The 12,522-nt window shown below is 70.3% G+C and carries 12 protein-coding genes; 3 read left to right on the top strand and 9 right to left on the bottom strand.

Annotated features, from left to right (window positions below; translation table 11 throughout):
- Positions 1-2: 2 nt before the first annotated feature.
- Entirely contained in the window at positions 3-557 is a 555-nt protein-coding gene (locus C6Y44_RS17265; protein WP_159417882.1) for an NUDIX hydrolase, read from the top strand.
- 86 nt (positions 558-643) lie between these two features.
- Here C6Y44_RS17265 and C6Y44_RS17270 read toward each other — a convergent pair whose 3' ends face one another.
- Genes C6Y44_RS17270 through rfbD form a run of 4 tightly spaced genes read right to left on the bottom strand, consistent with a single transcriptional unit; the run spans position 644 to position 4,353 of the window.
- Positions 644-1,408: an SGNH/GDSL hydrolase family protein gene (locus C6Y44_RS17270; RefSeq protein ID WP_159417881.1), complete on the bottom strand. Its 765-nt coding sequence runs from the start codon at positions 1,406-1,408 to the stop codon at positions 644-646.
- 14 nt (positions 1,409-1,422) lie between these two features.
- A complete protein-coding gene (gene manB / locus C6Y44_RS17275; RefSeq protein WP_059382268.1) occupies positions 1,423-2,508 on the bottom strand; it encodes a mannose-1-phosphate guanylyltransferase in 1,086 nt (361 codons plus the stop codon).
- The gene (locus C6Y44_RS17280; protein ID WP_159417880.1) at positions 2,498-3,424 is read right to left on the bottom strand and encodes a glycosyltransferase family 2 protein; all 927 of its coding nucleotides are present in this window, start codon (positions 3,422-3,424) and stop codon (positions 2,498-2,500) included. The genes manB and C6Y44_RS17280 overlap by 11 nt, the downstream gene beginning before the upstream one ends.
- Before the next feature lie 59 nt (positions 3,425-3,483).
- Complete coding sequence (gene rfbD / locus C6Y44_RS17285; RefSeq protein WP_159417879.1) at positions 3,484-4,353, bottom strand: dTDP-4-dehydrorhamnose reductase; 870 nt, start codon at positions 4,351-4,353, stop codon at positions 3,484-3,486.
- 296 nt (positions 4,354-4,649) lie between these two features.
- Here rfbD and C6Y44_RS17290 point away from each other — a divergent pair, with 296 nt between their 5' ends.
- Both C6Y44_RS17290 and C6Y44_RS17295 read left to right on the top strand, forming a co-directional pair.
- Positions 4,650-6,143, top strand: a complete 1,494-nt coding sequence (locus C6Y44_RS17290) for an LCP family protein (protein WP_159419174.1) — start codon at positions 4,650-4,652, stop codon at positions 6,141-6,143.
- A gap of 35 nt (positions 6,144-6,178) precedes the next feature.
- On the top strand, positions 6,179-6,889 hold the full coding sequence (locus tag C6Y44_RS17295) for a TIGR03089 family protein (RefSeq protein ID WP_159417878.1): 711 nt from the start codon (positions 6,179-6,181) through the stop codon (positions 6,887-6,889).
- Here the strand turns inward: C6Y44_RS17295 and C6Y44_RS17300 are convergent.
- The 5 genes from C6Y44_RS17300 to C6Y44_RS17320 all read right to left on the bottom strand — a co-directional run bounded on the left by C6Y44_RS17300 (position 6,867) and on the right by C6Y44_RS17320 (position 12,518).
- Positions 6,867-7,262 (bottom strand): hypothetical protein, encoded by a 396-nt coding sequence (locus tag C6Y44_RS17300; RefSeq protein ID WP_159419173.1) that lies wholly within the window; start codon positions 7,260-7,262, stop codon positions 6,867-6,869. The genes C6Y44_RS17295 and C6Y44_RS17300 overlap by 23 nt on opposite strands.
- A gap of 46 nt (positions 7,263-7,308) precedes the next feature.
- On the bottom strand, positions 7,309-9,747 hold the full coding sequence (locus C6Y44_RS17305) for an FtsX-like permease family protein (RefSeq protein ID WP_159417877.1): 2,439 nt from the start codon (positions 9,745-9,747) through the stop codon (positions 7,309-7,311).
- Positions 9,744-10,526, bottom strand: coding sequence for an ABC transporter ATP-binding protein (locus tag C6Y44_RS17310; protein WP_159417876.1), 783 nt, complete (start codon positions 10,524-10,526; stop codon positions 9,744-9,746). The genes C6Y44_RS17305 and C6Y44_RS17310 overlap by 4 nt, the downstream gene beginning before the upstream one ends.
- Positions 10,527-10,639: 113 nt before the next feature.
- Positions 10,640-11,341, bottom strand: a complete 702-nt coding sequence (locus C6Y44_RS17315) for a response regulator transcription factor (RefSeq protein WP_159417875.1) — start codon at positions 11,339-11,341, stop codon at positions 10,640-10,642.
- A gap of 10 nt (positions 11,342-11,351) precedes the next feature.
- The gene (locus C6Y44_RS17320) at positions 11,352-12,518 is read right to left on the bottom strand and encodes a sensor histidine kinase (RefSeq protein ID WP_159417874.1); all 1,167 of its coding nucleotides are present in this window, start codon (positions 12,516-12,518) and stop codon (positions 11,352-11,354) included.
- Between the last annotated feature and the right edge of the window lie 4 nt (positions 12,519-12,522).

Consider the following 12,522-nt stretch of genomic DNA (forward strand, 5'->3'; position numbering starts at 1 on the left):
CCGTGTCGGCGCGTTCCCTGCACGCCTCGGCGATCGACCGGCTCACCGCCTGGCGCACCGACTCCGAGGACGCCGAATCGCTGCGGCACACGATGCTGGCGTTCCTAGATTCGGCGCCCGACGGGTGCCTGCGCGAACACGTGCCCGGGCACATCACGGCGTCGTCGATCGTGCTCGACGTCGACCACCGCAACGTGTTGCTCACCCTGCATCCGCGGGTGGGGCGGTGGATCCAGCTCGGCGGTCACTGCGAGCCGTCGGACGAGACGGTCGTCGACGCGGCCCTGCGCGAGGCCACCGAGGAATCCGGCATCGCCGATCTGGTGATCGATCCGGAACTGCTGTCGGCGCACACGCATCCGATCACGTGCTCCCTCGGCGTGCCCACCCGTCACCTCGACCTGCGGTTCCTGGTGACCGCACCCGTCGGTGCCCGGCCGGTGCGCAGCGACGAATCCACCGACCTGCAGTGGTGGCCCGTCGACGCGCTACCGCCGGAGGCCGAGCACGAGACGATCGCGCACATGGTCCGGCTCGCCGCGGCTCGACGGGCCTGAAACGACGCGGCCCGACGGGCCTGAAACGACCACGCTCGTCCCGGCGGGTCGCCGGGACGAGCGTGAGGTCGGAACCGGCCGTGAGGTCAGAACCGGACAGGGCCGAGTTCGGGGTATTTCGGGGTGATGCCGTCGCCGGAGGACACCCCGCGCAGCCGCCGGCCCACCCAGGGGACGAGGAACTCGCGCATCCACGCACGGTCTGCGGCGCGTTCCTGGGCCCGCGTGAGGACGGGCGCCTCGTCGAACTCCACCGGTCCGAGACCGTGTGCGACGCCCAGCAGGTCGAGCACGCGGATCGCCATGTTGTGGTGGCCGGCCGCGGACATGTGGAGCCGGTCGAAGTCCCACATGCGTAGATCGCGGTACTCGTCGAACCGCCAGAAGTCGACGATGGTCGCCCCGTGCCGGTCGGCGATCGCCCGGACGAGTTCGTTGTACACGGCCCAGCGGCCGCGCAGCATTCCGAAGACCGGCGCCCAGCTGCCGTCGTAGGCCGTCCACATCAGGATGCGGGCGCCGGTCGCGGCGAGCTTGCCGATCGCCTCGTCGTACTCGGCCGCGAGCGCGTCGAGGTCGAGCTTCGGACGCATGAGGTTGTTGCCGCCGGCGTAGATCGTCACGAGATCGGGACGCATCGCCACGGCGGTCTCGAGCTGCTCGTCGAGGATCGGTCGCAGCAACCGGCCCCGGATGGCGAGGTTCGCGTACGCGAAGTTCTCCGAGTGCCGCGCGAGCTCACCGGCGACGAGATCGGCCCAGCCGCGCAGCCCGTTGGGACGCGCCGGATCCGGGTCGCCGACTCCCTCGGTGAACGAATCGCCGAGGGCCACATACCGTTCGAAGCGCACTTCGTCCTCTCGACTCACACGTCGGTACTGAAGCGGATGCCGCCGTCGGGGATCTTCACCCCGGGCCACACCCGCGCACCGCGCAGGAGTTCGCACCGGGCACCGATGTCGGCGCCGTCGCCGATCACGCCGTCGCGGATCAGAGCGCGCGGACCGACCCGCACACCGAAACCGATGATGGTCCGCTCGATCACCGCACCGGCCTCGACCCGCGCACCGTCGAAGATCACCGCGCCGTCCAGGCGGGCGCCGGCACCGATCTCCGCGCCGCGGCCGACGACCGTGCCGCCGATCAGCAGTGCGCCGGGGGCGACGGAGGCTCCCGGATGCACGAGCGACTCGCCGCGTTGCGGCGGAAGCGCCGGCGACGGGGCGATACCGCGGACCAGATCGGCCGAGCCGCGGACGAAGTCCTCCGGGGTGCCCATGTCGCGCCAGTAGGCGGCGTCGACGTGCCCGTAGACCTTCTTGCCCTCGGTCAGCAGCGCCGGGAACACCTCGCGCTCCACCGAGACCGGGCGGCCCTCGGGGATCTGCTCGATGATCTCGCGGCGGAAGACGTAGCAACCGGCGTTGATCTGATCGGTCGGCGGATCCTGGGTCTTCTCGAGGAAGGCGGTCACCCGGCCGTCCTCGTCGGTCGGCACACAGCCGAAGGCACGCGGATCGCTCACCCGCACCAGGTGCAGGGTCACGTCCGCCTCGGTGCGCACGTGGGTGTCGAGGACGGCGCCGAGATCGGTGCCACCGAGCACGTCGCCGTTGAAGACCATGACGTTGTCGGCGCGCAGCTTCGGCAGCACGTTACGGATACCACCGCCGGTGCCGAGCGGCTCGGTCTCGGTGACGTACTCGATCTCGAGGCCGAAGTCCGACCCGTCGGCGAAGTACTCCTCGAAGACCTCGGCCTTGAACGAGGTGCCGAGCACGACGTGCTTGATGCCCGCCTCACGGATCCGCGCGAGCAGGTGGGTGAGGAAGGGCACCCCCGCGGTGGGCAGCATCGGCTTGGGTGCCGACAGCGTCAGCGGTCGTAGCCGCGTACCCTGTCCGCCGACCAGAATCACCGCATCGGTGTGCGGTGCCGAATCACTCGTCATCGTCTCCCCTGTTCACTGTCGTGCCGACCGGAATGTTCTGGTCGGTCCTCCCGTTCCGACGCTCCCGCACGGCCGCCGCGACCGTCACTCGCGATCGCACCGCGAGCCCCGCCCGCAACGCCCACCGCAGCGGTGCCTGCCACCCGTGGGGGTGACGGTCCGCCTGGAAGCGGTAGGCACTCTCATGATGTGCCGGAAGCATCAGTTCGGGGTGCCGTCCGGCCGCGTGGCCCTTGGCGTGCGTGACCACCGCGGACGGCACGTACACGTTGAGCCAGCCCGCTCGTCCGAGCCGGTCGCCCAGGTCCACGTCCTCCATGTACATGAAGTATCGCGAATCGAAGCCGTCGATCGAATCGAAGGCGGCGCGCCGCAGCAGCAGGCACGATCCGGACAGCCAGCCCACGGGGCGTTCGCTGATCTCCTCGTTCTCCTGCCGGTAGCGACGCGTCCACGGATTGGCCGGCCAGACGGTGCCGAGCAGCGCGTGACCGGCACCGGAGGCGAGGGTGGGGACGGTGCGCGCCGAGGGGTAGACGCTTCCGTCGGGTTCGTGGATCAGCGGCCCGAGCGAGCCGGCGCGCGGCCAGCGACGCGCCGCGTCGAGCATCTCGTCGAGCGAACCGGGATGCCACCGCACGTCCGGGTTCGCGACGACGACGAACTCCGCAGCCGGGTCGACCTCGGCGACCGCGCGGTTGATCGCACCGCCGTAACCGATGTTCCCGCCGGTCCGGAGCAGTCGCACGTTCTCGTGTGCCGCCTCGGCGGCCTCGGGAGCACCGTCGGTCGAACCGTTGTCGGCCAGGATCACCTGCGTCGGCAGAACGGTCGCGGAGGTGAGCGAGGTGAGAAAGTTCTCGAGGTGCTCTCCGGGCGAGTAGGTCACCGTCACCACGGCCAGCGTCGATTCCACGCCGGTCACCTTAGCGACCTCGACGGTGTGCGACACCTCACGGGCCGCTTCGTCGGATGTCATCGTGCAGGCGGCACGACTCCGTCACCGGCGATCGCCTCGTGCAGTGCCTCCCGCCACGGGCGGAAGGGTGTCAGGCCGGCGCCGATCCACGCGCTGTCGTCGAGCACCGAGTAGGCGGGCCGGGGCGCGGGGCGGACGAACTCGTCGCTGCGGCACGGGTGCACCCGCTCCGGATCGGCGCCGATCTCCTCGAAGACCGCTCGGGCGAGGTCGAACCACGTCGCTTCCCCGGCGTTGGTCGCGTGCAGGATCCCACCGGGGATGCCGTCGGCGCGGGAGGCGAGTTCGAGCAGGCCGTCCGCCAGGTCGCGGGCATAGGTGGGGCAACCACGCTGGTCGTCGACGACGCGCAGGGTGTCGCGTTCACCCTCGAGTCGCCGCATGGTCGCGACGAAATCGTTGCCGTCGCCCGTGTACACCCAGGCGGTGCGCACGACGTGCGCGGTGGGCAGCGCCTCCAGCACCGCTCGTTCACCTGCGAGTTTGGTGCGGCCGTAGGCCGTGCGCGGGCCGGTCGGCGCGTCCACCCGGTACGGCTCGGTCGCGTCGCCGGCGAAAACGTAGTCGGTGGAGACATGGACGAGACGGGCACCCTTGTCGGCGCAGACGGCGGCCAACACGCCCGGGCCCGTGCCGTTCACCACAGCGGCCCGGTCCTCGTCGGTCTCGGCCGCGTCGACGGCGGTGTACGCGGCGGCGTTGATCACCACGGATCCCGGTTCGACCGCGGCGGCCACGGCCTGCGGATCGGTGATGTCCACCTCGGACGATCCGACACCGCGGATCGGTATCCCCGCCGCGGTGCCGCGGTTCACGAGATGACGGCCGAGTTGGCCACGGGCTCCGGTGACGAGAACGCTACGCACTCGGAGAAGTCTGGCACGCCGGAGTGGTGCGCGCCGGGCGAGCGTCCCCACCAGTAGCCTTCAACCGAGAGCTACAGATACAGACCCCGTACCACCCACAGGAGGAGTACCAGGTGCCGCCAGAGCCGCGTCGCCGCACCGGCCGACGTCCCGATCAGACGGGACGTCGCACCCGCGCGGGCGATCCGACAGCTGCCGACGGCAGGTACGGGTCGGATCCCGGTCCCCGGCAGTCCCGGCGTTCCGCCCGGCGCGAGCCGCCCTCGCGCAGCCGCGGAGCACCGGCGGAGGCGCGGGTGTACAGCGGCAGGCCGTGGCAGATCGCCGTCGCGATCGCGGCGTGCCTGGTGCTGGTCGTCACCGGTGTGGCGTGGCGCAGCGTCGACGCGCTGCAGTCGTCGCTGGCGTCGGTCCGCGGCCTGGCCCTCGGCGACGGCGAGGACGGCGCCGTCGACATCCTGCTGGTGGGTACGGACAGTCGCACCGATGCGCACGGCAATCCCCTCTCCCAGCGCGAGCTCGACGCGTTGCGCGCGGGTGAGGAAGTGGCGAACAACACCGACACGATCATCCTGATCCGCGTGCCGAACGACGGCCGGTCTGCCACCGCGATGTCGATCCCCCGCGACACCTACGTCGAGGTGCCCGAGATCGGGATGTCGAAGATCAACGCGGCCTACGGCGCCACGAAGGCGAACCGGCGCGCCGAGCTCGTCGAAGCGGACGCCGACGCGACCGAGGCCGAACTCGAGAAGGAATCGACCCAGGCGGGCCGGGAGGCGCTCATCGAATCGGTCGCCGACCTGACGGGTGTGACGGTGGACCACTACGCCGAGGTCGGACTCCTCGGCTTCGTGCTGCTCACCGACGCCGTCGGCGGTGTCGACGTGTGCCTGAACGCACCGGTCGACGAGCCGCTCTCGGGTGCCCGTTTCGATGCCGGTGAGCAGACCCTGCAGGGTTCGGACGCACTGAGCTTCGTCCGCCAGCGTCACGACCTGCCGCGCGGCGATCTCGACCGGATCGTGCGGCAGCAGGTGTTCATGGCGTCGCTGGCGCAGAAGGTGCTCAGCGCGAAGACGTTGTCCAACCCGTCGAAGGTGAGTCAGCTGACCGCCGCGGTGCAGCGTTCGGTGGTGCTCGACTCCGATTGGGACATCATGGCGCTCGCGACCCAGTTGCAGGGCCTCGCCGGTGGCGACGTGACCTTCTCGACGATTCCGGTGCAGGACATCAACGCGATGACCGACTACGGCGAGTCGGTGGTGCAGGTCGATCCGGACGAGGTGCGCTCCTTCGTCGCCGAGCTGATCGGCCGCGAGCCGGACGGCAGCGAGACCACCTCGACCCCGGTGCCCGCTCCCGACATCGACGCGTCGACCGTCACGGTCGACGTCGCGAACGCCGGATCCGTGTCCGGCCTGGCCTCCCAGGTCTCCGCGGCCCTGTCCGAGGAGGGCTACGTCGAAGGCGAGGTGGGCAACTACACCGGTTCAGGGGTGGGCACGTCGACGGTCTTCGGTGCCGACGAGGACTCCGACGAGACCCGCGCGGTGGCCGCGGCGCTCGGTGGTCTCGCCACCGAGTCCGATCCCTCGCTCCCCGCCGGCACCGTGCGGGTCGTGCTCGCCGGCGACTACACCGGCCCGGGCTCGTCGTCGTACTCCGGTTCGTCCACCGCCGCATCCGCCTCCGACATCGGGGTGAGCCCGGCCGGTGGCACCGCCACCCCGGCTCCCGCCGCACCGCCCATCGACGCGGGCTCCGACGGCCCGCGCTGCGTGAACTGACAGTCGCGCGAACAGAATTCGAGAAGAAGGACATCGTGACCACCCTGACCGACGCACTGCTCGACCCGATCCTCACCGAAGATCCGGCGGGTCCGCGGATCACCTGGTACGACGACGCGACCGGCGCGCGGATCGAACTGTCGGCGCTCACCCTCGCCAACTGGGCTGCCAAGACGGCCAACATGATCCGCGATCAGTTCGGCGTTCTTCCCGGCGGTCGCGTCGCGGTGCTGCTGCCCGCGCATTGGCAGAGCGCAGCAGTGTTGCTCGGTGCGTGGTGGGCCGGAACCGAGGTCGTGCTCGAGGCCGACCCCGATGCCGATCTCGCTCTCGTCACCCCCGACCGGCTGGACGAGGTCGACACGGTCGCCGAGGTCGCGGCGTTGTCGCTCGACGCCTTCGGTGCCCCCGTGCGCGACCTGCCGCCCGGGATCACGGACTATGCGACGGACGTGCGGATGCACGGCGACCAGTTCCGATCCTCCGGTGCGGGCGACGCGGTGCTCGCCGGACGTTCGCAGTCGGACGTGCTCGCCGCCGCCACGGAGTCTGCGTCGGCGGCGGGTATCGGCAACGGCGACCGCGTGTTGTCGTCCCGGTCCTGGTCGCAGCCCGACGATCTCGCCGCCGGACTGCTCGCGGTGCTCGCGGCCCGGGCGTCGCTGGTGCAGGTGAGCAATCCCGACCCGGAGGCCACCGAGCGCCGCGTCGCGAGCGAGAAGATCACAGTTCGTCTGGACGGGTGATCCCGCGCTCCGCGCGGTAGCCGCCGTCGGCGAGTCCCGCCTCGATCTCGAACCTGTTGCGGGACCCCGGGTTGCGGAGTTCCTCCCACAGATAGCGCACCGCGAAGCCGGTGCCGTACCGCGCCCACTGGTCGACGTGGATCGCCTCGTGTCGCAACAACCGGCGCGGCGGGGCCTTCCGAGTGAGGAAGACCCCGCCGACGGTGGTGCCGCCGCGCGCGAACCCACCACGCATTCCGGTGGCGACGTAGAGGCCGTACTCGTGATCGAATGTCACGGTGCCGCCCCACATCCGGGCCCAGCACAACGCCAGCATCGTCACGACCCGCACGGCGGGCACTCCACGCGCTGCCCGGGTCGCACGATCGGGCATCCCTCTCGCCACGAGCCGAGTCTACCGACCCGACCGCACCACGACCTCAGCCCGCCGCGGCGGCGACCGGCGACACCCTGCTCGCACGTTGCGCCGGGATCAGCGAGGCGATCACGCCGGCACCGCCACCGGCGAGGACGATGCCTGCGAGCTGCCACCAGGGAACCGATCCCAGGCCGACATGCTCCGCCCCGATCACCGACGCGGTTCCGGCCGTCCCGAGCAGCAGTCCCAGAGCCACGCCCAGGACGGACGCCACGCCCGCGATGATCAGCGCCTCGCGGACGAGCACGCTCCGCACCCCCGCCCGCGACAGACCGACTGCCCGCAGCACCGCGTTCTCCCGGCGCCGCTCGAGCACCGACAACGCCATCGTGTTGCCCACCCCGATCAACGCGATCACCACCGCCACCGACAACAGCCCGCCGACGATCATCAGCATGGTATCGAGGACCTTCTCGAACATCTGACGCGTCTGCACCGCGCCCTCGACGGTGCTACCGGGGAACGCCGTCGCGGCGACTCGGGAGACCTCGTCGGAGACCGCAGCGAGATCGGCGTCGGACAACCCGTCGACCAGCTTCAACCACACCGTGTCCGCCGCGGAACGAGCTAGCGCACTCAGATCACCGATGTCCATCAGGTCCGGGCCACCATGTTCGGTGGTCGCGACCGTCAACGCGCGCGTACCGACTTCGCCGCCGACCGTCACGATCTCGCCGTCGCCCACCCCCAACTCGGCTGCGAGAGACTCCTCGAGCACGATCGTTCCCGGTTCCGGCAATCGGAGGTCTGCGCGGACGGTGGACGCCGCCGATCGCGCGTCGAGACCGAGCACCGAGAACTCCGTGTCCGCGACGGTGACCGAACCCGTCACGACCTCGACACCCGACCGGACGCCGTCGATCGCCGTCAATCGCTCGGCCGCACCGGCCGGAACCGCACCCGGCGCAGCCACCACGAGGTCCACCGGCAGGTTCTCGTCGAGGAGGTCGGGTGCGCCCGCCTTCACCGTGCCGATACCCACGACCAGGGTCGATGTGAGGGTGACGCCGATGAACAGGGCGGTCGCGGTCGAGGCGGTGCGACGCGGATTACGACGCGCATTGCCCGCCGCCAGTGCGGCGGTCGGACCACCGAACGGGGCCAGCGCATCCCCCACCGCTCCCACTGCGGCCGGCACCGTCCGCCGGGAGGCGAGAATCATCCCGACGAAGAGCGACAATCCTCCGGGGCATGCCAGGAGCACATTGGCGGTCACGACCCCGGCCACGAGCAACGCCGATCCCGCTGCGATCGCCACCGCAGCGCAGATGCGCCGGGCCCGGGAATCCGAAACCGGTTCGGGCTGCGTCTCGAGCGGTTGCATCGCCGCGAGCGCGGGGACCCGGGTCGCGGCGCGCGCCGCACCGTTCGCGGCGAGTACCGTCATCGCGGTCCCCAACACGAGGCCGAGCAGGATCGTCGTGACGGTCACCGAGATCGAGGTGAGGGGGAGCGGGACGTCCGCTGCACGAGCGAGGGTGACAACGGCCGCCGCGAGGCCGTACCCGGCCAGCACCCCGAGGACCGCGGAGACGAACCCGACGACGAGCGCCTCTCCCCGCACGCTGCGGCGTACCTGCACGGCGGTGACACCGACGCACCGCATGAGTGCGAGTTCGCGGGTGCGGGCAGCGAGCAACACGGCGAAGGTGTTCGCGATGACGAGGCCGGCGACGACCACGGCGATCGCCGCCAAGCACAGAAGGATATTGCGCAACAGAGCGATATCGCCCACGTAGGAGTCGGCGACCTCCGTGGCACGCTCGGTCCCCGACGTCACCACCGCTCCCGGGGTCAGTACCGCCGCTGCGTCGCGGACGATGTCGGGATCTCCGGTGACGCGCACCTCCCAGTCCGCGATCTCACCCGTCCACGAACGCACCGGCCCGGCATCGGCGAAGATCGTGCGCGAGTTCAACGCGAGGGGTGAGCCGTCGAGGTCGACGACGCCTACCACCTCGACGCTCGCCGGTGCTGTTGCACCGAGGACGTCGGTGATCGTCATCGACTCGCCGATCGCTCGCCCGGACGACGAACCGACGAGCACCTCACCGGGGCCCGCGGGCCACCGGCCGTCCCGGAGTCGCTGCCAGCGCAGGGTCTCATCGGATGCGACCGACATGGCCTCGCCGTATCCGGATCCGCCGTTCTCGTCCACGATGTGCACGGGTCCGGACACGTCCAACGCCGCCGCCCGCACTCCGGGGGTGCCGGTGATCTCGGCGAGCAGGTGGTCCGGCTCCGTATCGGACTCCCCCTCCGTCACGACGGTCGTGACCCCGTCGTAGCGAGCGGCGGTGGACTTCGTGATCGACGAGTCGACGGTGTCGCCGAGCACGAGTGTCGTGACGACGAAGGCCACGGCGACGAGTACGGCGAGCGCGGACGCGACGTACCGGCCGCGATGGGCGCGCGCCTGCGCCAGAACGAGCCGTCTCATCGCGCCGACACCACCGAGGGTGCACCGAGTCCGCGCATGGTGTCGAGGACGGTATCGGCGGTGGGGTGGGCGATCTCGCCCGCGAGTCGTCCGTCCGCGAGGAGGACCACCCGATCCGAGTACGAGGCGGCGACGGGATCGTGCGTCACCATCACCACGGTCTGCCCTGTCTCCCGCACACTCGACCGCAACATGGAAAGCACTTCCGCTCCGGCCTGCGAATCGAGGTTGCCGGTCGGTTCGTCGGCGAAGATGACGTCGGGCTGTGGCAGCAGTGCGCGGGCCACCGCGACACGTTGCTGTTGGCCGCCCGACATCTCGTGGGGCCTGTGGTCGAGACGCTCGGCCAGCCCGAGACGACCGGTCACCTCCTCGAACCAGGCCGCCGAGGGGCGGGTACCGGCGAGTCGCATCGGCAGGAGCGCATTGTCGCGGGCAGTCAGGACGGGGAGCAGGTTGAACGCCTGAAAGACGAAACCGATCCGGTCACGGCGCAACCCGGTGAGAACGGTGTCGGACGCGGCGCTGATCTCCACGTCCGCCCGGCGGCCGTCACCGTGCAGGACGACGCGGCCTGCATCGATGGCATCGAGACCGGCGAGCGCATGCATGAGGGTCGATTTTCCCGAGCCGGACGGACCCATGATCGCGGTGAAGCGGCCGCGCTCGAATGCCACGGACACCCCGTCGAGGGCACGCACCTCGGTGTCGCCGCGTCCGTAGACACGCACGACGTCCTCGGCGGAGCAGGCCGGGACGAAAGAACTGGTCGAAGTCATACTACGAACCGTAGAAGTTCTGCCGCACAAGAACATCGGAGAGCAGTGCGATCTTTCTCGCCACCCCGTCCGACCCGGGTAGGACCCGCTCGGGACGAGGTCCACCCGGAGTCCTACTCCCCCGCGCCGAGCAACTCGTCGGGCCTCACGAGTCCGGCTCGGAACGCGAACAGTACTGCTTGCACGCGATCTCGCGAACCGGTCTTCGCGAGGACCCGGCCCACATGAGTCTTCACCGTGGCAGCCGAGAGCACGAATCGTTCGGCGATCTCGCCGTTGGTCAGTCCGTGCGCCATCGCGACGAGCACCTCGAGTTCACGGGGAGTGAGATCCGCCGGCACCTCCACCCGCCCGGACGGCGCTTTCCTGCCGTGGAGCAGGGGGGAGACATGTTGCAGCAGGCGACGTGTCGCGCGCGGCGCCATGACGGCGTCACCGCGGTACACGGTGCGGACCGCGGACAGCAGGTCCTCGGGAGGGGCGTCCTTGAGCAGAAACCCACTGGCACCGGCCGCGATGGCCTGCACCACGTACTCGTCGTTGTCGAAGGTGGTGAGCACCACGACCTTCGGTGCATCCGGATCACGAAGCATGGTGCGAGTCGCCGAAATCCCGTCGAGGCGGGGCATCTGAACGTCCATGAGCACGACGTCCGCATGCACCCGCCCGAGTACCGCGATGGCAGCTTCCCCGTCGGATGCCTCGGTGACCACCTCGATGTCGGGCTGCGATTCGAGCACCATGCGGAAACCCGCTCGCACGAGTTGCTGGTCGTCGACGAGTGCGACGCGGATGGGAGCGGCGGATTCGGTCACGTCCGTCACCCTATGTGGGGAGTTCTGCGCAGACGCGATAGCCACCGCCCTGCCGGGGGCCGGCGTCGGCGCGGCCACCGTGCAGCCGAGCCCGTTCCTCGATGCCCGTCAGCCCCTGTCCGCCGGGTCGCGCCTCCACCAGTGCGGCGGCCCCACGGCCGTCGTCGACGATCTCCACGACGATGCGGTCGCTGTGCCACCGGAGTGTGACCTCGGCGTGCGCGCGAGGTCCGGCATGTTTGAGGACGTTCGTGAGGGACTCCTGCACGATCCGGTAGATCGACAGGCCGAGCCCTTCGGGCACCGCACAGGGCTCGCCGGCGACCGACAGTGTCACCTCGAGTCCGCTCGCCCGGATCCCGTCGACGAGCACCGGCACGTCGTCGACGCCCGGAGTGGTGGTGAACTCACGTGGCGAATCCTCGCGCAGCACCGACAGCAGTGAGCGCATATCCGTGAGCGCGCGTCGACCGGTTTCGGAGATCGTACCGAGGACGTCGGCTGCGGTCTGCGGGTTCGCCGCGGCCGCGTATCGTCCGCCGTCGGCCTGCGCGATGATCGCGGTGAGGGAATGAGCGACGATGTCGTGCATCTCCCGGGCGATCCGGGTGCGTTCCTGCGTCGCTGCGAGTTCCGCTTCCTTGAGACGCTCGAGTTCGAGCAGCCGATTACGTTCGGTCAGGGCGTCCATCTCCCGCAGCCGCAATCCGCGCATCCGGCCGAACGCCCACACGCCGGCGACGAACATCGCGACAAGCACCGCCGAGGTCACCGTGGCGAACACCGTGCGACCCTCGTACTGGTCGAAGTACCGCGCACCTGCTGCGGCACCGCCGACGACTCCCAGCACCAGTCCGGCGTTCGCGGACCAGCGCGGCGCGTAGGCGGCGAGCGCGTACACCGCCGCCGGGACCGCGAACGCCGCGACGGCATTCATCGCGGGAAGGACCGCCAGATGCGTGTAGGCGGCCACGGCGACTGCCCCACCGGCGATGACGGGACGCGTGCGCCGCCATGCCAGTGGCACCGTCATGGCGAGCGCGATGGCCGTCCCCGGAAGGCCGTAGTCGTCGACGGTCCCGGTCAGCCCTACGAAGACGAGCAGACCGGCAAGCGTCGCATCGATCGCCCATATGTGGGCACGACTCCAGCGATGCCACCGCTCGACGAGAGGCATCTCG

Source organism: Rhodococcus rhodochrous, assembly GCF_014854695.1.
Classification (GTDB): domain Bacteria; phylum Actinomycetota; class Actinomycetes; order Mycobacteriales; family Mycobacteriaceae; genus Rhodococcus.